Source organism: Staphylococcus sp. MI 10-1553, assembly GCF_010365305.1.
Taxonomy (GTDB): Bacteria; Bacillota; Bacilli; order Staphylococcales; family Staphylococcaceae; genus Staphylococcus.
In genome coordinates, this window is the sequence record NZ_CP048279.1 from 2,669,933 (window position 1) to 2,696,083 (window position 26,151).

The following is a 26,151-nucleotide window of genomic DNA, read 5'->3' on the forward strand; positions in this document are numbered from 1 at the left end:
AAAAGACATGCATGACTGAACATTTCATTCAACCGTACATGTCTTTTTTACGTTTAATCTTTCAATAAGTGTGGATTTCTCACATTCTGATAGTCATACAACTCAATTTCTTGCAGTTGCATCAGTGAACGTCGAAGTTGTGCGTAATGATTCATTTCAGGTAACGTTACAATCTTTTCTGGACGCTGACCTTGTTCTAATAATTTAGCAATATTTTCAAATACAACCAAATACTGTCCCATAGCCTCTTGACTAATCAACATACGCTTCTGGTCCTCCATCACTTGCATTAACTTAAAGCTCATTTGTTCAAGAATAAACATCGCAGGATAAAAATATTGCGTTCTTTTCTTATTCGATAACAATTCACCATACGCATAACGATACATCACTTGCACATTCTCAATATTAATTTTCAGTCTCAATCTTTCCCTTTGACGAAAGTTATCGATATTGTAATGAACATTCGAAAACAGTGCATGGAAAATTCGAGCTTCAATGCGTGTCACGTCCGCCATAAATTCCGGTAGACGTTTAGAAGCAAGCCGTCTCCCAATAATCATCACGCCAATAATCGCAAGCCCTACCCCCACTGTCGTATCTAATAAACGTGGAATAGCGATAGCAAGTGTTAATGTCCCTTGCGCCAAACCACTTAATAAAATGACTTGAACCGTAATCGCAAACATCGCAAGCGCATAATTGGCACCGACTAAAATTTCAGTAATCGCACCACTTAAACTCAGTACAATGACAACCATTAAACTGTTTGGTTCTAGAAGTAAAAAGCCAATCACAATGCCAATTCCAATAAGCGTCCCTATCCATCTTGCGCCGGCCCGTTCAATACTTGCAATCGTCGTACCACCAAGAAGGACCGTATGCGCACTTAATGGAATCCAGTAAGCACGTTCAAAGTTAAACATCAGTGCCACAAAAATTGCGATACCGATGATGAGTGAATATTTCGCAGCTGAAATAAAATGCATAGACTCAGGTGTTAAATGATAACGTAACCTTCTTAAATATTGCGGAGACTGTCGTGTCACATGCTTTTTAACTTGTTCATCAGGCGCATCAATCATTTCATCCACCTTAAAAATTAAACCTACCAGTTCCTCAAATGCATCGGGAACAGTGACTTCTTTTCTCCAAACACTTTTTGACGTTTTCCCTTGCGTAATACGGTGCACAACGTCGGTCATCATTTCATCTATAATAGGCGGCATTGGACGATGACCTTTCGCATTCAATTCGAGTAGTTCTGAATATACCCCTTCAGCAGTACGATGCAGCAATGACAACCGTTGTACTTCTACAGACTTTCTCTTCAATACAGATCTTGAAGCTTGAAGAATTTCAGAAGTCGAAATCAATGTTTGCACCGTCGTTTTGGTCAAGGCATTAAACGTCACTTGATCATTAAAATGGTGAATCAATCCTTGAATCTCCTTGAACTCTTTAGACACTGCACTAAATTCAGGATGTTCATGTCCTATTTTAATTTCGATGAGCACAAATATAAGCGCAAGAAGACCACCGATACCTACAATAGTCCCTCTCCATAAGAATGCATGCGGATCGGGAGGCATGACACTAGCCAAACTATAGGCAATAATAAAAAATGTAGAAGAAGGACCAGGTATATTTAAAGTATTAAAAATATAAAACGGCACAACAGCAACAATTAGAAGAAAGATACCAAAAAGCAAAGGGGTACTCGCGGTTAATGTCCCTATCATCATCGTCACAACTAAACCAATGGCTGCGAAAGTGACTGAACGCAAGCGCGAATTAAACGTCCCTTTGAAGACATAAATACTCGCAAAAGTCCCAATCGTTGCTAATAATGCACTTGAAAAATCATTAAACATCAAGCCATAGAGTAAAGGCAAAAACATCAATAGCCCTTGACGTAAACCACGTTGTAAATCAATTTTATCGACATCGATATGTGCGACATTTTTGAAATAAGTCAACATGAAAGACACCACCTTTGTTTAAATAAAAAAAGAGACCTACTAAAGGGTCTCAATTCGGCTCATCGCATCCTATGCGTTTTATTTCTGCTTGGCAACGTCCTACTCTCGCGGAACGTAAGTCCGACTACCATCGGCGCTAAAGAGCTTAACTTCTGTGTTCGACATGGGAACAGGTGTGACCTCTTTGCCATAGTCACCAAACAAAAATATAGTTGAATGTTATACATTCAAAACTAGATAGTAAGTATATTTATCACAAGCATTACCTTATGAACAATTATTTGATTAAGTCTTCGATCGATTAGTATTCGTCAGCTCCACGTATCGCTACGCTTCCACCTCGAACCTATTAACCTCATCATCTTTGAGGGATCTTATAACCGAAGTTGGGAAATCTCATCTCGAGGGGGGCTTCATGCTTAGATGCTTTCAGCACTTATCCCGTCCATACATAGCTACCCAGCTATGCCGTTGGCACGACAACTGGTACACCAGAGGTATGTCCATCCCGGTCCTCTCGTACTAAGGACAGCTCCTCTCAAATTTCCTACGCCCACGACGGATAGGGACCGAACTGTCTCACGACGTTCTGAACCCAGCTCGCGTACCGCTTTAATGGGCGAACAGCCCAACCCTTGGGACCGACTACAGCCCCAGGATGCGATGAGCCGACATCGAGGTGCCAAACCTCCCCGTCGATGTGAACTCTTGGGGGAGATAAGCCTGTTATCCCCGGGGTAGCTTTTATCCGTTGAGCGATGGCCCTTCCATGCGGAACCACCGGATCACTAAGTCCGTCTTTCGACCCTGCTCGACTTGTAGGTCTCGCAGTCAAGCTCCCTTATGCCTTTACACTCTATGAATGATTTCCAACCATTCTGAGGGAACCTTTGAGCGCCTCCGTTACTCTTTAGGAGGCGACCGCCCCAGTCAAACTGCCCGCCTGACACTGTCTCCCAGCACGATAAGTGCTGCGGGTTAGAAATCCAATACAATTAGGGTAGTATCCCACCAATGCCTCCACGTAAGCTAGCGCTCACGCTTCTAAGGCTCCTACCTATCCTGTACAAACTGTACCGAATTTCAATATCAGGCTACAGTAAAGCTCCACGGGGTCTTTCCGTCCTGTCGCGGGTAACCGGCATCTTCACCGGTACTATGATTTCACCGAGTCTCTCGTTGAGACAGTGCCCAAATCGTTACGCCTTTCGTGCGGGTCGGAACTTACCCGACAAGGAATTTCGCTACCTTAGGACCGTTATAGTTACGGCCGCCGTTTACTGGGGCTTCGATTCGTAGCTTCGCTTGCGCTAACCACTCCTCTTAACCTTCCAGCACCGGGCAGGCGTCAGCCCCTATACGTCACCTTACGGTTTAGCAGAGACCTGTGTTTTTGATAAACAGTCGCTTGGGCCTATTCACTGCGGCTCTTCGAAGCGTGAACCTCAAAGAGCACCCCTTCTCCCGAAGTTACGGGGTCATTTTGCCGAGTTCCTTAACGAGAGTTCGCTCGCTCACCTTAGAATTCTCATCTTGACTACCTGTGTCGGTTTGCGGTACGGGCACCATTATTCTAGCTAGAGGCTTTTCTCGGCAGTGTGAAATCAACGACTCGAGGAACAAGTTCCTCTCCCCATCACAGCTCAATCTTAAGAGTGCCGGATTTGCCTAACACTCAATCTCACTGCTTGGACGTGCACTCCAACAGCACGCTTCGCCTATCCTACTGCGTCCCCCCATCGCTTAAAACGAATCATGGTGGTACAGGAATATCAACCTGTTATCCATCGCCTACGCCTGTCGGCCTCAGCTTAGGACCCGACTAACCCAGAGCGGACGAGCCTTCCTCTGGAAACCTTAGTCAATCGGTGGACGGGATTCTCACCCGTCTTTCGCTACTCACACCGGCATTCTCACTTCTAAGCGCTCCACATGTCCTTGCGATCATGCTTCAACGCCCTTAGAACGCTCTCCTACCATTGTCCAAAGGACAATCCACAGCTTCGGTAATATGTTTAGCCCCGGTACATTTTCGGCGCAGTGTCACTCGACTAGTGAGCTATTACGCACTCTTTAAATGATGGCTGCTTCTAAGCCAACATCCTAGTTGTCTGGGCAACGCCACATCCTTTTCCACTTAACATATATTTTGGGACCTTAGCTGGTGGTCTGGGCTGTTTCCCTTTCGAATATGGACCTTATCACCCACATTCTGACTCCCAAGTTAAATTATTTGGCATTCGGAGTTTGTCTGAATTCGGTAACCCGAGAGGGGCCCCTCGTCCAAACAGTGCTCTACCTCCAATAATCATCACTTGAGGCTAGCCCTAAAGCTATTTCGGAGAGAACCAGCTATCTCCAAGTTCGATTGGAATTTCTCCGCTACCCTCAGTTCATCCGCTCACTTTTCAACGTAAGTCGGTTCGGTCCTCCATTCAGTGTTACCTGAACTTCAACCTGACCAAGGGTAGATCACCTGGTTTCGGGTCTACGACCAAATACTCATTCGCCCTATTCAGACTCGCTTTCGCTACGGCTCCACATTTTCTGCTTAACCTTGCATCAGATCGTAACTCGCCGGTTCATTCTACAAAAGGCACGCCATCACCCATTAACGGGCTCTGACTACTTGTAAGCACACGGTTTCAAGTTCTCTTTCACTCCCCTTCCGGGGTACTTTTCACCTTTCCCTCACGGTACTGGTTCACTATCGGTCACTAGAGAGTATTTAGCCTTAGGAGATGGTCCTCCCAGATTCCGACGGAATTTCACGTGCTCCGTCGTACTCAGGATCCACTCAAGAGAGAATTCATTTTCGACTACAGGATTATTACCTTCTATGATTAACCTTTCCAGGTTATTCGTCTAACAAATTCTTTTGTAACTCCGTACAGAGTGTCCTACAACCCCAATAAGCAAGCTTATTGGTTTGGGCTCTTCCCGTTTCGCTCGCCGCTACTCAGGGAATCGATTTTTCTTTCTCTTCCTCCGGGTACTAAGATGTTTCAGTTCTCCGGGTCTGCCTTCTTGCATGCTATGTATTCACATGCAGATAACACGACATAACTCGTGCTGGGTTTCCCCATTCGGAAATCTCTGGATCAAAGCTTACTTACAGCTCCCCAAAGCATATCGTCGTTAGTAACGTCCTTCATCGGCTTCTAGTGCCAAGGCATCCACCGTGCGCCCTTAATAACTTAATCTAAACGTTATGATAAACGCTCGCATTCTTCCTTATTTCTTTCTTCGCTTGTTCATTTACGAAAAGTAAACTTCACTGCGCTCATCAAGAAATGCGTTGACTGACAAGCGTTTTCATCAACGTTTGTGCAATCAAAATACGATGCTTACCATCACCAGTTATTAATTATGTGAGTCGTCAAATGACGACTAGCGATAATTTTTGTTTCAAGCTTTTAAACGCTTGTCACTCGGTTTTGCTTGGTAAAATCTATACTTACTTATCTAGTTTTCAATGTACAATTTCAAATGGTGGGCCTAAGTGGACTCGAACCACCGACCTCACGCTTATCAGGCGTGCGCTCTAACCAGCTGAGCTATAGGCCCATTTGAATTTTGAATCCTCAAATGAATGAGCATTCAAAACTGAATACAATATGTCACGTTAATCCGCTTATCACCTAATGGTGATATTCCGTATATTATCCTTAGAAAGGAGGTGATCCAGCCGCACCTTCCGATACGGCTACCTTGTTACGACTTCACCCCAATCATTTGTCCCACCTTCGACGGCTAGCTCCAAATGGTTACTCCACCGGCTTCGGGTGTTACAAACTCTCGTGGTGTGACGGGCGGTGTGTACAAGACCCGGGAACGTATTCACCGTAGCATGCTGATCTACGATTACTAGCGATTCCAGCTTCATGTAGTCGAGTTGCAGACTACAATCCGAACTGAGAACAACTTTATGGGATTTGCTTGACCTCGCGGTTTTGCTGCCCTTTGTATTGTCCATTGTAGCACGTGTGTAGCCCAAATCATAAGGGGCATGATGATTTGACGTCATCCCCACCTTCCTCCGGTTTGTCACCGGCAGTCAACTTAGAGTGCCCAACTGAATGATGGCAACTAAGCTCAAGGGTTGCGCTCGTTGCGGGACTTAACCCAACATCTCACGACACGAGCTGACGACAACCATGCACCACCTGTCACTTTGTCCTCCGAAGAGGAAAACTCTATCTCTAGAGCGGTCAAAGGATGTCAAGATTTGGTAAGGTTCTTCGCGTTGCTTCGAATTAAACCACATGCTCCACCGCTTGTGCGGGTCCCCGTCAATTCCTTTGAGTTTCAGTCTTGCGACCGTACTCCCCAGGCGGAGTGCTTAATGCGTTAGCTGCAGCACTAAGGGGCGGAAACCCCCTAACACTTAGCACTCATCGTTTACGGCGTGGACTACCAGGGTATCTAATCCTGTTTGATCCCCACGCTTTCGCACATCAGCGTCAGTTACAGACCAGAAAGCCGCCTTCGCCACTGGTGTTCCTCCATATCTCTGCGCATTTCACCGCTACACATGGAATTCCACTTTCCTCTTCTGCACTCAAGTTTTCCAGTTTCCAATGACCCTCCACGGTTGAGCCGTGGGCTTTCACATCAGACTTAAAAAACCGCCTACGCGCGCTTTACGCCCAATAATTCCGGATAACGCTTGCCACCTACGTATTACCGCGGCTGCTGGCACGTAGTTAGCCGTGGCTTTCTGGTTAGGTACCGTCAAGATGTGCACAGTTACTTACACATTTGTTCTTCCCTAACAACAGAGCTTTACGATCCGAAGACCTTCATCACTCACGCGGCGTTGCTCCGTCAGGCTTTCGCCCATTGCGGAAGATTCCCTACTGCTGCCTCCCGTAGGAGTCTGGACCGTGTCTCAGTTCCAGTGTGGCCGATCACCCTCTCAGGTCGGCTACGTATCGTCGCCTTGGTAGGCCGTTACCCCACCAACTAGCTAATACGGCGCGGGTCCATCTATAAGTGACAGCAAGACCGTCTTTCACTGTAGAACCATGCGGTTCAACATGTTATCCGGCATTAGCCCCGGTTTCCCGGAGTTATTCCAGTCTTATAGGTAGGTTACCCACGTGTTACTCACCCGTCCGCCGCTAACATCAAAGGAGCAAGCTCCTCATCTGTTCGCTCGACTTGCATGTATTAGGCACGCCGCCAGCGTTCATCCTGAGCCAGGATCAAACTCTCCATAAAAGAAGTAAGCTTGATATAGCTCGTTGATTGTTTAAGTCAATCACTCTTGAAAGTACTTTTGAAGTACTCAAATTATCGGAATTAACGTTGACATATTGTCATTCAGTTTTCAATGTTCATATCATTTCTTTTTTGACTCGACAAGAAACTATTATACAGAGTTCTTGTTAAAAAGTCAACAACTTTTATTATTTTTTCTAATTTTTCCAAGAAAAAATGACCAACTGGCCATGATAAAAGTTTTGCTTGGCAACGTCCTACTCTCGCGGAACGTAAGTCCGACTACCATCGGCGCTAAAGAGCTTAACTTCTGTGTTCGACATGGGAACAGGTGTGACCTCTTTGCCATAGTCACCAAACAAAAATATAGTTGAATGTTATACATTCAAAACTAGATAGTAAGTATATTTATCACAAGCATTACCTTATGAACAATTATTTGATTAAGTCTTCGATCGATTAGTATTCGTCAGCTCCACGTATCGCTACGCTTCCACCTCGAACCTATTAACCTCATCATCTTTGAGGGATCTTATAACCGAAGTTGGGAAATCTCATCTCGAGGGGGGCTTCATGCTTAGATGCTTTCAGCACTTATCCCGTCCATACATAGCTACCCAGCTATGCCGTTGGCACGACAACTGGTACACCAGAGGTATGTCCATCCCGGTCCTCTCGTACTAAGGACAGCTCCTCTCAAATTTCCTACGCCCACGACGGATAGGGACCGAACTGTCTCACGACGTTCTGAACCCAGCTCGCGTACCGCTTTAATGGGCGAACAGCCCAACCCTTGGGACCGACTACAGCCCCAGGATGCGATGAGCCGACATCGAGGTGCCAAACCTCCCCGTCGATGTGAACTCTTGGGGGAGATAAGCCTGTTATCCCCGGGGTAGCTTTTATCCGTTGAGCGATGGCCCTTCCATGCGGAACCACCGGATCACTAAGTCCGTCTTTCGACCCTGCTCGACTTGTAGGTCTCGCAGTCAAGCTCCCTTATGCCTTTACACTCTATGAATGATTTCCAACCATTCTGAGGGAACCTTTGAGCGCCTCCGTTACTCTTTAGGAGGCGACCGCCCCAGTCAAACTGCCCGCCTGACACTGTCTCCCAGCACGATAAGTGCTGCGGGTTAGAAATCCAATACAATTAGGGTAGTATCCCACCAATGCCTCCACGTAAGCTAGCGCTCACGCTTCTAAGGCTCCTACCTATCCTGTACAAACTGTACCGAATTTCAATATCAGGCTACAGTAAAGCTCCACGGGGTCTTTCCGTCCTGTCGCGGGTAACCGGCATCTTCACCGGTACTATGATTTCACCGAGTCTCTCGTTGAGACAGTGCCCAAATCGTTACGCCTTTCGTGCGGGTCGGAACTTACCCGACAAGGAATTTCGCTACCTTAGGACCGTTATAGTTACGGCCGCCGTTTACTGGGGCTTCGATTCGTAGCTTCGCTTGCGCTAACCACTCCTCTTAACCTTCCAGCACCGGGCAGGCGTCAGCCCCTATACGTCACCTTACGGTTTAGCAGAGACCTGTGTTTTTGATAAACAGTCGCTTGGGCCTATTCACTGCGGCTCTTCGAAGCGTGAACCTCAAAGAGCACCCCTTCTCCCGAAGTTACGGGGTCATTTTGCCGAGTTCCTTAACGAGAGTTCGCTCGCTCACCTTAGAATTCTCATCTTGACTACCTGTGTCGGTTTGCGGTACGGGCACCATTATTCTAGCTAGAGGCTTTTCTCGGCAGTGTGAAATCAACGACTCGAGGAACAAGTTCCTCTCCCCATCACAGCTCAATCTTAAGAGTGCCGGATTTGCCTAACACTCAATCTCACTGCTTGGACGTGCACTCCAACAGCACGCTTCGCCTATCCTACTGCGTCCCCCCATCGCTTAAAACGAATCATGGTGGTACAGGAATATCAACCTGTTATCCATCGCCTACGCCTGTCGGCCTCAGCTTAGGACCCGACTAACCCAGAGCGGACGAGCCTTCCTCTGGAAACCTTAGTCAATCGGTGGACGGGATTCTCACCCGTCTTTCGCTACTCACACCGGCATTCTCACTTCTAAGCGCTCCACATGTCCTTGCGATCATGCTTCAACGCCCTTAGAACGCTCTCCTACCATTGTCCAAAGGACAATCCACAGCTTCGGTAATATGTTTAGCCCCGGTACATTTTCGGCGCAGTGTCACTCGACTAGTGAGCTATTACGCACTCTTTAAATGATGGCTGCTTCTAAGCCAACATCCTAGTTGTCTGGGCAACGCCACATCCTTTTCCACTTAACATATATTTTGGGACCTTAGCTGGTGGTCTGGGCTGTTTCCCTTTCGAATATGGACCTTATCACCCACATTCTGACTCCCAAGTTAAATTATTTGGCATTCGGAGTTTGTCTGAATTCGGTAACCCGAGAGGGGCCCCTCGTCCAAACAGTGCTCTACCTCCAATAATCATCACTTGAGGCTAGCCCTAAAGCTATTTCGGAGAGAACCAGCTATCTCCAAGTTCGATTGGAATTTCTCCGCTACCCTCAGTTCATCCGCTCACTTTTCAACGTAAGTCGGTTCGGTCCTCCATTCAGTGTTACCTGAACTTCAACCTGACCAAGGGTAGATCACCTGGTTTCGGGTCTACGACCAAATACTCATTCGCCCTATTCAGACTCGCTTTCGCTACGGCTCCACATTTTCTGCTTAACCTTGCATCAGATCGTAACTCGCCGGTTCATTCTACAAAAGGCACGCCATCACCCATTAACGGGCTCTGACTACTTGTAAGCACACGGTTTCAAGTTCTCTTTCACTCCCCTTCCGGGGTACTTTTCACCTTTCCCTCACGGTACTGGTTCACTATCGGTCACTAGAGAGTATTTAGCCTTAGGAGATGGTCCTCCCAGATTCCGACGGAATTTCACGTGCTCCGTCGTACTCAGGATCCACTCAAGAGAGAATTCATTTTCGACTACAGGATTATTACCTTCTATGATTAACCTTTCCAGGTTATTCGTCTAACAAATTCTTTTGTAACTCCGTACAGAGTGTCCTACAACCCCAATAAGCAAGCTTATTGGTTTGGGCTCTTCCCGTTTCGCTCGCCGCTACTCAGGGAATCGATTTTTCTTTCTCTTCCTCCGGGTACTAAGATGTTTCAGTTCTCCGGGTCTGCCTTCTTGCATGCTATGTATTCACATGCAGATAACACGACATAACTCGTGCTGGGTTTCCCCATTCGGAAATCTCTGGATCAAAGCTTACTTACAGCTCCCCAAAGCATATCGTCGTTAGTAACGTCCTTCATCGGCTTCTAGTGCCAAGGCATCCACCGTGCGCCCTTAATAACTTAATCTAAACGTTATGATAAACGCTCGCATTCTTCCTTATTTCTTTCTTTGCTTGTTCATTTACGAAAAGTAAACTTCACTGCGCTCATCAAGAAATGCGTTGACTGACAAGCGTTTTCATCAACGTTTGTGCAATCAAAATACGATGCTTACCATCACCAGTTATTAATTATGTGAGTCGTCAAATGACGACTAGCGATAATTTTTGTTTCAAGCTTTTAAACGCTTGTCACTCGGTTTTGCTTGGTAAAATCTATACTTACTTATCTAGTTTTCAATGTACAAATCATTCTGAATCCTCAAATAAATGAGCATTCAAAACTGAATACAATATGTCACGTTAATCCGCTTATCACCTAATGGTGATATTCCGTATATTATCCTTAGAAAGGAGGTGATCCAGCCGCACCTTCCGATACGGCTACCTTGTTACGACTTCACCCCAATCATTTGTCCCACCTTCGACGGCTAGCTCCAAATGGTTACTCCACCGGCTTCGGGTGTTACAAACTCTCGTGGTGTGACGGGCGGTGTGTACAAGACCCGGGAACGTATTCACCGTAGCATGCTGATCTACGATTACTAGCGATTCCAGCTTCATGTAGTCGAGTTGCAGACTACAATCCGAACTGAGAACAACTTTATGGGATTTGCTTGACCTCGCGGTTTTGCTGCCCTTTGTATTGTCCATTGTAGCACGTGTGTAGCCCAAATCATAAGGGGCATGATGATTTGACGTCATCCCCACCTTCCTCCGGTTTGTCACCGGCAGTCAACTTAGAGTGCCCAACTGAATGATGGCAACTAAGCTCAAGGGTTGCGCTCGTTGCGGGACTTAACCCAACATCTCACGACACGAGCTGACGACAACCATGCACCACCTGTCACTTTGTCCTCCGAAGAGGAAAACTCTATCTCTAGAGCGGTCAAAGGATGTCAAGATTTGGTAAGGTTCTTCGCGTTGCTTCGAATTAAACCACATGCTCCACCGCTTGTGCGGGTCCCCGTCAATTCCTTTGAGTTTCAGTCTTGCGACCGTACTCCCCAGGCGGAGTGCTTAATGCGTTAGCTGCAGCACTAAGGGGCGGAAACCCCCTAACACTTAGCACTCATCGTTTACGGCGTGGACTACCAGGGTATCTAATCCTGTTTGATCCCCACGCTTTCGCACATCAGCGTCAGTTACAGACCAGAAAGCCGCCTTCGCCACTGGTGTTCCTCCATATCTCTGCGCATTTCACCGCTACACATGGAATTCCACTTTCCTCTTCTGCACTCAAGTTTTCCAGTTTCCAATGACCCTCCACGGTTGAGCCGTGGGCTTTCACATCAGACTTAAAAAACCGCCTACGCGCGCTTTACGCCCAATAATTCCGGATAACGCTTGCCACCTACGTATTACCGCGGCTGCTGGCACGTAGTTAGCCGTGGCTTTCTGGTTAGGTACCGTCAAGATGTGCACAGTTACTTACACATTTGTTCTTCCCTAACAACAGAGCTTTACGATCCGAAGACCTTCATCACTCACGCGGCGTTGCTCCGTCAGGCTTTCGCCCATTGCGGAAGATTCCCTACTGCTGCCTCCCGTAGGAGTCTGGACCGTGTCTCAGTTCCAGTGTGGCCGATCACCCTCTCAGGTCGGCTACGTATCGTCGCCTTGGTAGGCCGTTACCCCACCAACTAGCTAATACGGCGCGGGTCCATCTATAAGTGACAGCAAGACCGTCTTTCACTGTAGAACCATGCGGTTCAACATGTTATCCGGCATTAGCCCCGGTTTCCCGGAGTTATTCCAGTCTTATAGGTAGGTTACCCACGTGTTACTCACCCGTCCGCCGCTAACATCAAAGGAGCAAGCTCCTCATCTGTTCGCTCGACTTGCATGTATTAGGCACGCCGCCAGCGTTCATCCTGAGCCAGGATCAAACTCTCCATAAAAGAAGTAAGCTTGATATAGCTCGTTGATTGTTTAAGTCAATCACTCTTGAAAGTACTTTTGAAGTACTCAAATTATCGGAATTAACGTTGACATATTGTCATTCAGTTTTCAATGTTCATTTCAAAATATAATGGTGGAGACTAGCGGGATCGAACCGCTGACCTCCTGCGTGCAAAGCAGGCGCTCTCCCAGCTGAGCTAAGCCCCCATATTATTTTACAGAAGTCGGGAAGACAGGATTTGAACCTGCGACCCCTTGGTCCCAAACCAAGTGCTCTACCAAGCTGAGCTACTTCCCGTTATTAAAATGGCGCGCCCGATAGGAGTCGAACCCATAACCTTTTGATCCGTAGTCAAACGCTCTATCCAATTGAGCTACGGGCGCATTATTAAAGATGGTGCCGAGGACCGGAATCGAACCGGTACGGTGATCTCTCACCGCAGGATTTTAAGTCCTGTGCGTCTGCCAGTTCCGCCACCCCGGCAAAAATAATGGAGCAGAAGACGGGATTCGAACCCGCGACCCCGACCTTGGCAAGGTCGTATTCTACCGCTGAACTACTTCTGCTCAATAGTATTCGAATGATGAGCCATAGAGGATTCGAACCTCTGACCCTCTGATTAAAAGTCAGATGCTCTACCAACTGAGCTAATGGCTCATAAAATGGTGCCGGCCAGAGGACTTGAACCCCCAACCTACTGATTACAAGTCAGTTGCTCTACCAATTGAGCTAGGCCGGCAATGGTGGAGAATGACGGGATCGAACCGCCGACCCTCTGCTTGTAAGGCAGATGCTCTCCCAGCTGAGCTAATTCTCCATATGTAATGCCTGGCAACGTCCTACTCTCGCGGAACGTAAGTCCGACTACCATCGGCGCTAAAGAGCTTAACTTCTGTGTTCGGCATGGGAACAGGTGTGACCTCTTTGCCATTGTCACCAGACAATAATTATTTTATTAAGTAGCTTGTCGGCTACCTTTTTATAATACATGTTTTGCAAATACTTTTCAATAGTTAATTTTACACTTTGTTTAAGTTTTTTACAAACATTTTAAATTTGGTTTGCCACTCAATTTGACGACTTTTATATAATACTCAATTATCATTTTAAAGTCAATACTTTTTGAGTCTTTTTTAAAAATAAATTTAAGATGATTTGCATGACCGCTTCTAGCCCCCATCATCTGGCAAACATATAAAGTCTCGGCATATCTACTCTCCATGCATCGTACTACTTAACCTTCTCATACATTATAGTATTCTCTCGCTTACACATTGCAATATGAAATGCCCCAAACTCCCCTTATGTTCACTCAATTCACCTTTACTAAATCTAAAAAAACGCCAGTACACTGAAAAGTCAATGTACAAGCGTTTTATGATACATCTTATTTTTGACGCATATATGGGAATAATAACACGTCACGAATAGATGGAGAATTCGTTAATAACATCACGAGACGGTCAATACCGATACCTAATCCACCTGTTGGCGGCATACCATATTCTAACGCTTCGATGAAATCTTCATCCATTTCATGCGCTTCGTCGTTACCTTGTTCTTTTTCTACTAATTGTGCTTCAAAGCGTTGACGTTGATCAATAGGGTCATTTAATTCTGTGAACGCATTCGCATGTTCTCGGCCTACAATAAACAACTCAAAACGATCGGTGAAACGTGGATCTTCAGGATTTTTCTTAGCTAAAGGAGAGATTTCAATTGGATGACCATAAATAAATGTCGGTTGAATTAAAGTTTCTTCTACTTTTTGTTCGAAAAATTCATTTAAGATATGACCGTACTTCATATTGTCATCTATTTCAATGCCGTGCACTTTCGCTAATTCATGTGCTTCTTCGTCTGATTTCACTTCATAAAAGTCTACACCTGTCGCTTCTTTAACAGCATCAACCATGTGTAATCTACGCCACTGTGGTTCTAAATTAATTGTTTCATCACCGTATTGAACTGAGGTTGTGCCTAATACGCGACGTGCGATGTGTGCAACTAACTCTTCAGTTAATGACATAATATCTTTGTAGTCTGCATACGCTTCATACAATTCAATCATTGTAAATTCTGGGTTATGGCGTGTAGAAACACCTTCGTTACGGAATACGCGTCCGATCTCATATACTTTCTCCAAGCCACCCACGATTAAACGTTTAAGGTGAAGTTCAATCGCAATACGCATGTAAAGTGTTGCATCTAATGCATTGTGGTGTGTCACAAATGGTTTCGCTGCAGCACCTCCTGCGATTTGATGCATCATTGGCGTTTCTACTTCTAAAAAGCCTTTTTCATTAAGGTAATTACGCATTTCTTGAAGAATACGGCTACGATTAATAAACGTTTGTGTGCTTTCTTCGTTTGTAATTAAGTCAAGATAACGTTGACGGTAACGTTGTTCAATATCTTGTAAACCGTGATGTTTGTCTGGTAATGGGCGTAACGCTTTAGATAAAAGTTTGAATGACTTTGCTTTTACTGATAATTCACCAGTATTCGTTTTAAACATAATACCTTCAACGCCGACAATATCACCTAAGTCTGCAGTATTCCAAATATCAAATTGTGCGTCACCAACTTGGTCTTTACGTACATAAATTTGAATTTGACCTGATAAATCTTGAATGTGCGCAAATCCTGCTTTACCTTTACCACGTTTTGTCATGATACGACCTGCAATCACCGTATGACTTTCCGATTCTTTTTCAGCAAGTTCTTCTTTAGCATATTGATCCCATTGTGCTTTTAACGTTTCCGCAGTTCCCGTACGCTCAAATTTCTCACCGAATGGATCAATCCCTAAATCTCTTAATTCTTGTAATTTTTGTCGACGGACCTGCATTTGGTCATTCAATTCTTCTGTCATGCTTACCTCTCCTTTTCGCTTCTTATGCCTCTATTTTTTGTTTTTCCATTTGTTCATCACGGAATTCTGTTAAAATCATAGTCATTTCGGCTAATGTTTCCGCCTGGTTTAATGCTTTACGCGCTTTACCATTGCCTCTGACACCTTTAAGGTACCATGACGCGTGTTTGCGCATTTCCATAACGCCCACTTTTTCACCTTTTAAATCTACGAGACGATTCAAGTGTAATAAAGCAATCTCAATTTTTTCAGCGATTTGAGGCTCATCAATTAATTTGCCTGTTTCTAAATAATGCACCGTACGGTAAATCATCCATGGATTGCCTAATGCTTCTCGTCCAATCATGACTGCATCCACGCCTGTTTCTTTAAGCATTTTTTCAGCAAGCTCTGGACTCGTGACGTCACCATTACCGATGACAGGAATATTAACCGCTTCTTTCACTTGACGAATAATATCCCAATCCGCCTTGCCTTCGTACATTTGAACACGTGTGCGACCATGTAGCGAAATCGCCGCAGCACCAGCACGTTCAGCAGCTTTTGCATTTTCAACTGCGAAGATATGGTCCTCATCCCAGCCGATACGCATTTTACATGTCACAGGTTTACTCACACGTTCTGTTACCGCCGACACCATTTCATAAATTTTGTTCGGATCTAACAACCAACGTGCACCCGCTTCACATTTGATAATTTTTGATACTGGACAGCCCATATTAATATCAATAATGTCAGCTGTTGTATTTTTATCTACATATTCAGCAGCTTCAACTAATGTTTCTTTTTCACCACCAAAAATTTGTAACGATAATGGACGTTCATTTTCATCGATGTATAACATTTTCATCGTTTTTGGATTGTTAAACAAAATCGCTTTATCGCTCACCATTTCTGCACATACCAATCCGGCACCGAATTCTTTTACAGTGAGTCGAAACGCTGAGTTACACACACCCGCCATAGGTGCGAGAACGACTCTGTTTTCAATTTCAACGTCTCCAATTTTCCACATTTCAAATTTCCTCCAATATATTCAAAGTCAATCACCAAAATCCATCACAATATTTCTTTATATTTTACTACTGTATCATCATTAGGTACGATCTGTTGAATTTTTTGGCCCGAATGCGGTTCGATTACATTGGAAGCAATATCATTTAACGGAACCATCACAAAAGCACGTTCAGTCATACGCGGATGCGGCACCGTTAAATCATCCTCTTCAATGATTTCGTCGCCGTACAATAAAATGTCAATATCTATTGTACGCGGGCCCCATCGCACTTTACGTACACGATGTAATTCTGCCTCAGTTTCTAAAGCGACCTTTAACAAGTCTTGTGCAGAAAGCTGTGTTTGAATGTGTAAGCATAAATTCAAAAAGTCAGGTTGTTCTGTATATCCGACAGGCTTCGTTTCATAAATAGATGAAATCGCGACAACATTAATCTTGTCATGGGCATCTAATAAATCAATCGCCGCTTTTAATTGTGCTTCTCGGTCACCCATGTTACTACCTAAACCTAAATACGCATCAATCATGGTTATTCACCCTCACAATTTCTACACCGACACCTTGATAATAACCAGGAATAGGTGGATTTTTTTTAGTGATTCTAACTTTCGTTTCCATTACACGATTATAGTGTGAATTTATACGTAATGCAATACGTTCCGCAAGATGTTCAATTAATTGCACAGCGGAATCATGCATAATGACTTTAATGTCTTCATATACTTCGCCGTAATGCACGGTATCTTCCACGCGATCAGATGTACCTGCTACACTTAAATCCACTTTCATTTCAACATCAACGGTAAAAATTTGACCGATTTCATTTTCTGCAGGGAGCGCGCCATGATACGCATAAAATTCAAGTCCTTGTAAAAATATTTTATCTTCCATCTTCATATCCTTTCAACGCATCCATCGTTTTGGCAAGGCGTGCATTCATTAAAACGTTATGTACGCGGACGCCATGTACACCTTTCATAATACCGTAAGCTGTCGTGGCTGCCGTCGCTTCATCGCGTTCATCAACTTGATTGTCGCCACCGAGCAAAAATTTAATCAAACGTTTTCGACTCGTCGCTAACAAGACTTTATAACCTGTTGCCACAAGTTCGTCTAACCGCGACATCACTTCTTGCTCCTCTTCACGCGTTTTCGCAAATCCAATACCCGGATCAAGCCAAATACGTTCGCGATTAATCCCTGCGAGCACAGCTTTATTCGCTTGCTTTAATAACATGACGAGCATTTCGTCCATGACTGGTACGTCTCGCTTCCCATCACCATTGTGCATTAAAATGAGTTCTGCATCATATTTTGCAACCACTTGAAACATGCGTGTATCATAGAGCCCTGCCCACTGATCATTAATCATTGTGGCGCCCGCTTCAAGTGCAGCTTCCGCAACTTCACTTCGAAATGTATCGACTGAAATGGTTACGTCCAAATGTTGTAAAGCTTCAACGACTGGAATGACACGTGCGAGTTCTTCCTCCACTGTGACTTCCTCGTGACCTGGACGTGTGGATACACCTCCTACATCAATGATATGTGCGCCTTGTTCGACCATCTTTGTAGCATGTTCAACCGCCCGATCAACTTCATTAAAGCGTCCACCATCTGAAAACGAATCCGGTGTGACATTTAAAATACCCATAATTTGTGTTTGTGGCATGTTACGATCTTCCTTTCCGTCTCATTCAACCATTCACATCCACCTTAGAATAGATATATTATAACAAATTTCTTAAGCTTTCATATAATGTCAACTATCGTCTTCAAAGCAAAATGATGTATGTATTTGACAGTTGAGTGATGCTAACCATTTTCTACAGCCACATCGCCAAAATGCAATAAAAAAGTAGGACTGCATGTATACAATCCTACTTTCGACTTCCTGCTATCTATTATTCAAAATTATAAAGTGGTGTAGAAAGGTAACGTTCACCATTACTTGGCAATACCGTTACGACTGTCTTACCTTTACCTAATTCTTTCGCTTTTTGAATCGCTGCATAAATTGCCGCACCTGAAGAAATACCGCCTAAAATACCTTCTTCTTTAGCGACACGACGAGATGTTTCCATCGCCACTTCGTTACCAACTTTAATAATTTCATCATAAATCTCTGTGTTTAACGTACCTGGCACGAAGCCCGCACCTAAACCTTGTAATTTATGAGGACCTGGCTCACCACCACTTAATACTGGTGAGTCTTCAGGTTCAATGGCAACGATTTGAATGTCTGGGTATTTTTCTTTTAACACTTTACCAGCACCTGACAATGTACCACCCGTACCTACACCTGCTAAAAAGGCGTCGATTGTACGGCCTTCAAATTGTTCTACAAGTTCTGGACCTGTTGTTAATTCATGCACTTTGGGGTTAGCTGGGTTTTCGAATTGTTGTGGTTCAAAATAACCATGTGTCTCTTTAAGTTCTTTTGCTTTTTTAATAGCGCCTTTCATTGCTTCTGCACCTGGTGTCAATACGAGTTCTGCACCGTAAGCTTTTAATAAATTACGACGTTCCATACTCATTGTTTCAGGCATTGTGAAAACTGCTTTATAACCTTTTGCTGCACATACAAATGCTAAACCAATACCTGTGTTTCCTGAAGTAGGCTCGACAATTGTGTCACCCGGCTTAATTTTGCCTTCTTTTTCTGCTTGTTCAATCATCGCTAAGGCAATACGGTCTTTCACAGAACCGCCTGGATTTTGATATTCTAATTTCACATAAATGTCCGCAGCATCTTCACCTGCTTGATGACGTAACTTAACAACAGGCGTTTGACCAATAATGTCTGTAATATTGTCCACTGGTTTTCTGACCATCATCAATAACCTCACTTTTTAATTAATTTCCTCGTTAAAACATAGCTATTATATCGGATATCTATAGTGTACCACTAAATGTACGCGAGCAAAAGCACATTCTGAGTCGTAACTGTTTTTTTAATCAAAACATTGACCGATGATAAAGCCTATATCATTGAAAAGACTCGCACACTCAATTCTATATCATTGAGGACTTAGAAGAAATGAAGTGATTTAAATGTTACTTAATTAGACATCAATACACTACACGTGAAACTATAAATATATTGAATTGTTTTCATAATACTAAAAACTGGCCCTCATGCTCCACTATTATCAATGTAAAATTGCCAAAATGGATGGAATTCCCCAAGGATTAGAAACAGTTAAAAAACCGTCAATCCTTCTTATAATATAACAATATAATAATGTATTGGCTAGTTAAGACAAGTCCCTGGGAAAGCGAATCCATAACGGCAACCTCAAGATTTAGTATTCATGAGGGCAAATTAAGGGAAAAATAAAATTTAATATTATCAAAAATTTTTTATTCTAGCTTGTTACGTTTGTTTAAGATGGCATTTCAGCAAGTAACGCTTTCAATTCGTCTTCGGAAAATTCATAACGTGAGCGACAGAAATGACATTCCGCTTCTGCACCGCGATCTTTTGCAATCATATCTTCAATTTCGGCTTGACCTAAACCTTTAATCGCATTTAAAAATTTATCGTGACTACAGTTACATTCAAATCCAGTCGGCATACTTTCTAAAATCGTCACATTTTCTTTACCTAAAATCGTTTCTAACATTTCTTCCGGTGTTAAACCTTCATCAATTAATGTCGATACAGGTTTCATCGTGCTAATCGCTGCTTCTAAACGATCGATTGTTTCATCTTTGGCGCCAGGCATCACTTGAAGGATAAATCCGCCAGCTGCTTTAATAGAGTTATCTGGGTTGACAAGTACACCGACACCGACTGATGAAGGGACTTGTTCACTGTTGGCAAAATAATATGTGAAGTCTTCACCGAGTTCACCTGAAATGATAGGGCTACTACCAGTGTAATAATCACGCATGCCCACATCTTTTACGACGTTGATTGCACCAGTTGTTCCGACCGCACGACGCACATCTAATTTACCTTGTTCATTGAGTGGGAAGTGTGTTTGAGGGTTCGTCACATAGCCTCTCACTTTCCCTTTTGCATCTGCATCAGCAATAATTTTACCGATTGGGCCGTCGCCATCTACCGTTACTGTTAATTTTTGGTCCCCTTTTAACATGGCACCCATCATTAAACTTGCTGTCATTGTACGACCTAAAGCTGCAGATGCAGTTGGCCATGTATAATGACGCTTTTGTGCTTCTTGAATTGTTTCTGTTGCGTTTACGCTATATGCGCGGATTTCTCCGTTAAAGGCCAACGCTTTTACTAAATAGTCATGTGTCATTTTGCTATATCACTCCTTAAATTTGTGTAATGTGTTATATGTTGTTGATTGATTGTCGTCTAGGTCCGTCACTGTTTTAATTGGATGGTCACTACTTTGCATTATCATACGCGGAAGTTACGTACGACTCAACTAAAATGCTTTTTACAACTTTTTTCACGTATCAACGACGAAAATGCTTGTACATCCAACTTGTCAAAAGAGGCGGAAAAATTTTAATGCTATTGGTGCAGTAACTTGTCCTCTCCCTACGATTTGTAGTTTTGATTGTCATTATGACTTCGTGTTTTTACGATTTTAACGTCACTGAACGATGCCGTTGAAATTTTGAAAAAGCGTCATGAATCAATGTCACATCGAACGATCATAAATAATAAAAAGGGCTTTTCTTAAAAGTGTTTTGCTTTCAAGAAAAGCCCCGATGCTCATCGCTTATTGACGTGGCGGTTGATCCTTGCCTGGAGAATCAATGTTCGGCTCTTGTTCATAACCTGTTGTATCGCCATTGTCATTTTGTTGTGTGTCTTCACTGTCTTTCGAATCAGTTTCACTTGTTGTATCGTCTTCATTGCGACGTTCTGATTGACCACGGTTAGCGCGTTCTGTCAATTCTTCTTGTTCGCGACGAATGTCATCATAAGACTTACCATATTTCCCTTCGTCAAACGCTTTATTTTCAGAATGGTTAACGACTTTTGCATCATCATAATTCACTTCTGGTAAATGTCCTTCATGGAATAATGATTGAATTTGTTCTGCAACCAATGTTTCTTCAGTTAATAACGTTTTAGCGATTAATTTTAATTGTGATTCGTGATCTAACAAGATTTGTTTACAACGTTCATATTGTTCTTTAATGATGCGTTGTACTTCTTTGTCAATTTCAAATGCGATTTGACCTGAATATTCAGGTTCACCAGACATGTCTTTACCTAAGAAGACTTGTCCGCCGCCATGTGAGAATTGTACAGTACCAAGTTTTTTACTCATACCGTATTTCGTAACCATTTCACGCGCGATTTGTGTAGCACGTTCAAAGTCGTTTGACGCACCTGTTGAGACTTCGTTAAAGATAATATCTTCAGCGACACGTCCACCGAGTAAACCACAAATCTTATCGAGTAATTCTGGTTCAGTCATCAAGAAGCGGTCTTGTTTAGGTAACATCATTGCGTAACCACCTGCTTGACCACGTGGCACGATTGTTACTTTGTGCACCACTTCAGCTTCATCAAGGACCATACCGATAATTGTATGTCCTGCTTCATGGTGGGCAACGATATTACGCTCTTTTTCAGAAATAACACGCGATTTTTTAGCTGGACCTGCAATGACGCGGTCTGTAGCCTCTTCGATATCACGCATATCAATTTTTTTCTTACCACTACGCGCCGCAATTAATGACGCTTCGTTGAGTAAGTTTTCTAAATCGGCCCCAGAGAAGCCCGGCGTACGTTGCGCAATCGCTTTAAGGTCTACTGTTTCGTCTAAAGGTTTGTTTTTAGCGTGAACATGTAAAATTGCTTCACGACCTGTGACATCTGGACGTCCGACTTGAATTTGACGGTCAAAACGGCCTGGACGTAATAACGCAGGGTCTAAAATGTCAGGACGGTTTGTCGCCGCAATCATAATGATACCTTCATTTTCACCAAAACCATCCATCTCTACAAGAAGTTGGTTTAATGTTTGTTCACGTTCATCATGACCACCGCCAACACCTGCTCCACGTTGACGACCCACTGCATCGATTTCATCTATAAAAATGATACACGGCGCATTTTTCTTCGCATTTTCGAATAAGTCACGAACACGGCTCGCACCGACACCGACAAACATTTCAACAAAGTCCGAACCACTAATCGAGAAGAACGGTACACCTGCTTCACCCGCTACTGCACGTGCAAGCAATGTTTTACCTGTACCTGGTGGCCCTACTAATAAGACACCTTTCGGAATACGTGAACCCATTTGTTTGAATTTCTTGTTATCTTTCAAGAAGTCAACAATTTCAATGAGTTCTTGTTTCTCTTCATCTGCTCCGGCAACATCTGTGAAACGTACACGGCCTTTTTGACTGTCGTACATTTTCGCTTTGGATTTACCAAAGTTCATCATACGACCGCCACCACCGCCGCCTTGTGCTTGGCTAAGGAAGAAAATAAAGAGTAAAGCAATCACTAAAACAGGAATTAATGTAGAAATAATACTTACAAATACACTCTGTCCTTCTTCTTCTTTAACAGTAAAATCTAATCCTTTTTGGTCTTTGGCTGTTTCAGTAACTTTATTCAATTCTTGATCATTATTAAACAAAATTGTTGAAGCATAATCGTCATTATTTTTTAACTTACCGCTCACTTTATAGACGTTATTTTCTGGTTGAATTTCTAAAGATTTCAGTTCTCCATCATCCAACTTTTGAATAAATTGCGTGTAAGTTAACTCTTTAGGTACATTTCCATTGCCGTTAATCCATGAAAATAGCCCAAAGATAACAACGCCGACAATGGCTATAAACAGCACATTACGAAAAGCTTTCTGCATGCGTCGTTTCCTCCTACTTCAAATATAAAACTAATAAAAATTTTACCATAATTGTTACACAAATGGCTAGTAATTGACTTTTATCAACGCTGGGGATATGCCCCATTCAACGCGATTATTTTGCGTACACTTCAGGTTTTAGCGTACCAATATAAGGTAAGTTACGATACTTTTCTTGATAGTCTAAACCATAACCAATCACAAACTCATCAGGAATTTTTTTGCCGACATATTTCGCTTCAATATCCGCTTTACGACGGTTCGGTTTATCAAGTAATGTCACAATTTCTAATGAGTTCACACGACGAGATTGTAATAATTCTATGATTGATTTTAATGTCGTACCCGTTTCAAGAATATCTTCAATGATTAAAATATCTTTATTTTCAATTGATGAACTTAAGTCTTTTAAAATTTGTACTTCACCTGTCGATTCCGTACCACCGTGATAACTTGACACATCCATAAAATCAATCGCAAGTGGCAAATCGATATATTTAATTAAGTCTGTCATAAATAACACAGATCCTTTTAAAATACCGACACAAAACAGATCTTTCCCTTGATAATCTGCTGTGATTGTTTCACCTAATGTGCGACAAATCTCTTGAATGTCATCCTCCGTTAATAACACTTCTTTTACATCATTTTTCATGTATGTCATCTCCCATAAATTGAATCTTAATTACATCTTGATATTGTTGCTGAATATACAACGTGCCTACAGCTAAAATGTCTCCATGCGTCGTTTCGATGATCGGTATTTGTGTTCTCAAATATGCAGGAACTTTCGCATCAATCATCAGCCGCGATACTTTTTTATGATGTCCGTCATGTCGTACAATGCGGTCACCGGGTTGACGAGAACGAATGCGCAATTCTGAACCGGGCATATCAGTCATGTCAGTAATCTGAACGTCATAACGACCAAAGCGATACGTTCCCGCTTCAGCCACTCGTAAATTATATGTATCTAAGCTTTTTTGCATTGGCGCCATTATTACTAATTTATCATACACGATATCAGCATGCCATTGGTTTGTGTGCATCAGTTGTGTTTGTACGACTGGACTGGCTAATTTTTGAAACCAATCTGCATATGCATGCTCACTTATCGTAACGGTATCCTCAAATTGTTGCAACAATGTATCTAAGGTTAACATTTTAACATGCTGCGTCAAGGCGTTAAAAGCGTTTCTTGATACAGTAAAAGAATGTGCGTTTATTGTCACAAATCGCTCGATAAAGTCGTCCACTTCACGTTGCATCAACATGAACGCTTCGTCATGCCACGCTTTAAGCTTTAACAATTGTTGCGACTGTAGCTGTGCATTCTCGTCAATTTTCGGCAAAATACGATTACGAATATCATTACGGACATAGGTATTGCTCGCATTCGACGTATCTTCAAAATAAGGAACATCATATTGCTGTTGATACGCTCGAATGACATGCTTCGGTGTATTTAACAACGGTCTGAACACACGATATCCGTTACGCACTTCAATGGTTGACATACCGAGTGGACTGCGTGTACTTCTCCCAGTAAACAACCGATAAAAAATCGTTTCCACTTGATCATCCTCGTGGTGCGCAGTGAGCAAACCATCCGCGTTCAATCGTTGCATCATCGTATCAAACCATTGATAACGCATCTCTCTTGCATCATTTTGAATACTTCGTCCTTCTGCCATTGCATCCGACAAGTCCAATCGTTTCATATAGAACGGAATGTCATGCTGTTCACAGTAATGTTGAATAAACACTGCCTCTTGCTCTGAAGCCTCTCTCAAACCATGATGTACGTGTAAACAAGTCAATTGGCGATACGTTAACGCCTCATCATGTAGCAATTGATGCAGCAGTACCATACTATCGATTCCTGTCGAAACAGCAACGGCTATATGATCTGTCGCTTTCCAATTTTGTTGCATGTTTCAAAACACTCCTACATTAAAATAGAGGCTGAGATTCAAAGTTACCCTTCGTTTCTCAACCTCTAAGTCATTATCAATGCTTAACGACGTGAGCCTCTGCCACCACGTCTTGATTCCGTTTGACGCTTAATAGAAGTAAGTTTATCTTCACTATCTTTTAAAAAGTTAGATAGCTTTTTCTCAAAGTCTTCCGGTTTTTGCGCCGGTCTTTGTTTACGTGGGCGATCTTTTGCTTTTTTAATCGATAAGCTTATTTTACCATCTTCCGCTATAGATAGTACTTTCACTTCTACTTCATCACCAACTGACAAATGGTCTTCAACATTTTCTACATAGTTGTCTGCTACTTCACTAATATGAACTAACCCACTTTTACCTTCAGGCAACTCCACAAATGCACCAAATTTTTTGATACCAGTGACTTTACCTTTTACCTTACTTCCTACTTCGATTGACATTGTTTTAATGCATCCTCCCGATTTTGTTCGATATTTAGTTCTATTATACGTTTGTTTAACTGTTTTCACAATGGCAAATTGAACATCGCCTTTTTTCTTTACGTTTTTTACTTGTTAACAATCCAATCTAAAAGCGCACTACTTTTTATCGGACTGCTTATCGTTCTTGGCGTCTTCTGGCAATTTAAAAATAATTTCACCATCATTACTTAAGTAGTACTCATCTCTCGCGATTTTTTCGACATACGCTTCATCATTGAGATTGTTCAGTTGTTCTTTTAATTCAATTTCTTGATCTTGTAACTTTTGATATTGCGCTTCTTTCTTTTGGCGTTCTACTGAAGCTTCGTGGTTCCCTTTCACTTGTGCCATCAACATAATTAATAGCACAATAATGATGGCTAACAATATCCCTCCGAAAACAGAAATGCGCTTTTTTACAACTTTTTTCCGGCGTTCATGTCGCTGCTTTTTAGCATTTTTTTGGCTTGTATATTGGTTGCCGATATTTTGAATTTTTTGGGCCATGGGGCGTCACCTTTCT

At 43.0% G+C, this 26,151-nt stretch carries 13 protein-coding genes, 9 tRNA genes and 7 rRNA genes; all 29 read right to left on the reverse strand.

What is annotated here, in order from left to right; all coding sequences use genetic code 11:
* Nucleotides 1–53: 53 nt before the first annotated feature.
* The 29 genes from GZH82_RS12705 to GZH82_RS12845 all read right to left on the reverse strand — a co-directional run bounded on the left by GZH82_RS12705 (nt 54) and on the right by GZH82_RS12845 (nt 26,135).
* Nucleotides 54–1,982, reverse strand: a complete 1,929-nt coding sequence (locus tag GZH82_RS12705) for an FUSC family protein (RefSeq protein ID WP_162682793.1) — start codon at nt 1,980–1,982, stop codon at nt 54–56.
* A gap of 86 nt (nt 1,983–2,068) precedes the next feature.
* A 5S ribosomal RNA gene (gene rrf, locus GZH82_RS12710) occupies nt 2,069–2,183 on the reverse strand.
* Nucleotides 2,184–2,263: 80 nt separating this feature from the next.
* Nucleotides 2,264–5,185 (reverse strand): 23S ribosomal RNA (locus GZH82_RS12715).
* A 287-nt stretch (nt 5,186–5,472) separates the two neighbouring features.
* Nucleotides 5,473–5,549: transfer RNA gene (locus tag GZH82_RS12720), tRNA-Ile, on the reverse strand.
* Between the two features lie 105 nt (nt 5,550–5,654).
* Nucleotides 5,655–7,205 (reverse strand): 16S ribosomal RNA (locus GZH82_RS12725).
* A gap of 244 nt (nt 7,206–7,449) precedes the next feature.
* Nucleotides 7,450–7,564 (reverse strand): 5S ribosomal RNA (gene rrf / locus GZH82_RS12730).
* A gap of 80 nt (nt 7,565–7,644) precedes the next feature.
* Nucleotides 7,645–10,566 (reverse strand): 23S ribosomal RNA (locus tag GZH82_RS12735).
* A 382-nt stretch (nt 10,567–10,948) separates the two neighbouring features.
* Nucleotides 10,949–12,499: ribosomal RNA gene (locus tag GZH82_RS12740) — 16S ribosomal RNA — on the reverse strand.
* Between the two features lie 132 nt (nt 12,500–12,631).
* Nucleotides 12,632–12,707 (reverse strand) — tRNA-Ala (locus tag GZH82_RS12745).
* Nucleotides 12,708–12,724: 17 nt separating this feature from the next.
* Nucleotides 12,725–12,798, reverse strand: a tRNA-Pro gene (locus GZH82_RS12750).
* A 9-nt stretch (nt 12,799–12,807) separates the two neighbouring features.
* Nucleotides 12,808–12,884 (reverse strand) — tRNA-Arg (locus GZH82_RS12755).
* An 11-nt stretch (nt 12,885–12,895) separates the two neighbouring features.
* Nucleotides 12,896–12,984 (reverse strand) — tRNA-Leu (locus GZH82_RS12760).
* Between the two features lie 8 nt (nt 12,985–12,992).
* Nucleotides 12,993–13,067: transfer RNA gene (locus tag GZH82_RS12765), tRNA-Gly, on the reverse strand.
* Nucleotides 13,068–13,085: 18 nt separating this feature from the next.
* Nucleotides 13,086–13,158: transfer RNA gene (locus GZH82_RS12770), tRNA-Lys, on the reverse strand.
* A gap of 6 nt (nt 13,159–13,164) precedes the next feature.
* Nucleotides 13,165–13,240, reverse strand: a tRNA-Thr gene (locus GZH82_RS12775).
* 2 nt (nt 13,241–13,242) lie between these two features.
* Nucleotides 13,243–13,318, reverse strand: a tRNA-Val gene (locus tag GZH82_RS12780).
* Between the two features lie 9 nt (nt 13,319–13,327).
* Nucleotides 13,328–13,442, reverse strand: a 5S ribosomal RNA gene (gene rrf, locus GZH82_RS12785).
* The 16S, 23S and 5S rRNA genes sit together here with 9 tRNA genes alongside, the layout of an rRNA operon.
* Before the next feature lie 446 nt (nt 13,443–13,888).
* Nucleotides 13,889–15,376: a lysine--tRNA ligase gene (lysS, locus tag GZH82_RS12790; protein WP_162682794.1), complete on the reverse strand. Its 1,488-nt coding sequence runs from the start codon at nt 15,374–15,376 to the stop codon at nt 13,889–13,891.
* Nucleotides 15,377–15,398: 22 nt separating this feature from the next.
* Nucleotides 15,399–16,391, reverse strand: coding sequence for a tRNA dihydrouridine synthase DusB (gene dusB, locus GZH82_RS12795; RefSeq protein WP_162682795.1), 993 nt, complete (start codon nt 16,389–16,391; stop codon nt 15,399–15,401).
* A 44-nt stretch (nt 16,392–16,435) separates the two neighbouring features.
* Nucleotides 16,436–16,921, reverse strand: a complete 486-nt coding sequence (gene folK / locus GZH82_RS12800) for a 2-amino-4-hydroxy-6-hydroxymethyldihydropteridine diphosphokinase (protein ID WP_162682796.1) — start codon at nt 16,919–16,921, stop codon at nt 16,436–16,438.
* Complete coding sequence (folB, locus tag GZH82_RS12805; protein WP_162682797.1) at nt 16,914–17,285, reverse strand: dihydroneopterin aldolase; 372 nt, start codon at nt 17,283–17,285, stop codon at nt 16,914–16,916. The genes folK and folB overlap by 8 nt, the downstream gene beginning before the upstream one ends.
* Nucleotides 17,275–18,066, reverse strand: coding sequence for a dihydropteroate synthase (gene folP, locus GZH82_RS12810; RefSeq protein ID WP_162682798.1), 792 nt, complete (start codon nt 18,064–18,066; stop codon nt 17,275–17,277). Before folP ends, folB begins: the two co-directional genes overlap by 11 nt.
* Before the next feature lie 232 nt (nt 18,067–18,298).
* Nucleotides 18,299–19,228 carry a cysteine synthase A gene (gene cysK, locus GZH82_RS12815; RefSeq protein WP_026066942.1) on the reverse strand — a complete coding sequence of 310 codons (930 nt, stop codon included), beginning with the start codon at nt 19,226–19,228 and terminating at the stop codon, nt 18,299–18,301.
* 552 nt (nt 19,229–19,780) lie between these two features.
* Nucleotides 19,781–20,665 carry an Hsp33 family molecular chaperone HslO gene (gene hslO, locus GZH82_RS12820; RefSeq protein ID WP_162682799.1) on the reverse strand — a complete coding sequence of 295 codons (885 nt, stop codon included), beginning with the start codon at nt 20,663–20,665 and terminating at the stop codon, nt 19,781–19,783.
* Nucleotides 20,666–21,097: 432 nt separating this feature from the next.
* Nucleotides 21,098–23,212 (reverse strand): ATP-dependent zinc metalloprotease FtsH, encoded by a 2,115-nt coding sequence (gene ftsH, locus GZH82_RS12825; protein WP_162682800.1) that lies wholly within the window; start codon nt 23,210–23,212, stop codon nt 21,098–21,100.
* Between the two features lie 115 nt (nt 23,213–23,327).
* Nucleotides 23,328–23,867: a hypoxanthine phosphoribosyltransferase gene (hpt, locus tag GZH82_RS12830; RefSeq protein ID WP_162682801.1), complete on the reverse strand. Its 540-nt coding sequence runs from the start codon at nt 23,865–23,867 to the stop codon at nt 23,328–23,330.
* Nucleotides 23,857–25,146 carry a tRNA lysidine(34) synthetase TilS gene (gene tilS / locus GZH82_RS12835; RefSeq protein WP_162682802.1) on the reverse strand — a complete coding sequence of 430 codons (1,290 nt, stop codon included), beginning with the start codon at nt 25,144–25,146 and terminating at the stop codon, nt 23,857–23,859. The genes hpt and tilS overlap by 11 nt, the downstream gene beginning before the upstream one ends.
* Before the next feature lie 83 nt (nt 25,147–25,229).
* Nucleotides 25,230–25,607, reverse strand: coding sequence for a S1 domain-containing RNA-binding protein (locus GZH82_RS12840; protein WP_016426504.1), 378 nt, complete (start codon nt 25,605–25,607; stop codon nt 25,230–25,232).
* A gap of 138 nt (nt 25,608–25,745) precedes the next feature.
* Entirely contained in the window at nt 25,746–26,135 is a 390-nt protein-coding gene (locus GZH82_RS12845; RefSeq protein WP_162682803.1) for an FtsB family cell division protein, read from the reverse strand.
* Between the last annotated feature and the right edge of the window lie 16 nt (nt 26,136–26,151).

Coding starts and splice junctions, on each gene's coding strand:
- tilS (WP_162682802.1), bottom strand. CDS start 25,146: ATGCAACAAAATTGGAAAGCGACAGATCATATAGCCGTTGCTGTTTCG.
- GZH82_RS12705 (WP_162682793.1), bottom strand. CDS start 1,982: ATGTTGACTTATTTCAAAAATGTCGCACATATCGATGTCGATAAAATT.
- folP (WP_162682798.1), bottom strand. CDS start 18,066: ATGCCACAAACACAAATTATGGGTATTTTAAATGTCACACCGGATTCG.
- folK (WP_162682796.1), bottom strand. CDS start 16,921: ATGATTGATGCGTATTTAGGTTTAGGTAGTAACATGGGTGACCGAGAA.
- GZH82_RS12840 (WP_016426504.1), bottom strand. CDS start 25,607: ATGTCAATCGAAGTAGGAAGTAAGGTAAAAGGTAAAGTCACTGGTATC.
- hslO (WP_162682799.1), bottom strand. CDS start 20,665: ATGACACATGACTATTTAGTAAAAGCGTTGGCCTTTAACGGAGAAATC.
- ftsH (WP_162682800.1), bottom strand. CDS start 23,212: ATGCAGAAAGCTTTTCGTAATGTGCTGTTTATAGCCATTGTCGGCGTT.
- dusB (WP_162682795.1), bottom strand. CDS start 16,391: ATGTGGAAAATTGGAGACGTTGAAATTGAAAACAGAGTCGTTCTCGCA.
- lysS (WP_162682794.1), bottom strand. CDS start 15,376: ATGACAGAAGAATTGAATGACCAAATGCAGGTCCGTCGACAAAAATTA.
- folB (WP_162682797.1), bottom strand. CDS start 17,285: ATGGAAGATAAAATATTTTTACAAGGACTTGAATTTTATGCGTATCAT.
- GZH82_RS12845 (WP_162682803.1), bottom strand. CDS start 26,135: ATGGCCCAAAAAATTCAAAATATCGGCAACCAATATACAAGCCAAAAA.
- hpt (WP_162682801.1), bottom strand. CDS start 23,867: ATGAAAAATGATGTAAAAGAAGTGTTATTAACGGAGGATGACATTCAA.
- cysK (WP_026066942.1), bottom strand. CDS start 19,228: ATGGTCAGAAAACCAGTGGACAATATTACAGACATTATTGGTCAAACG.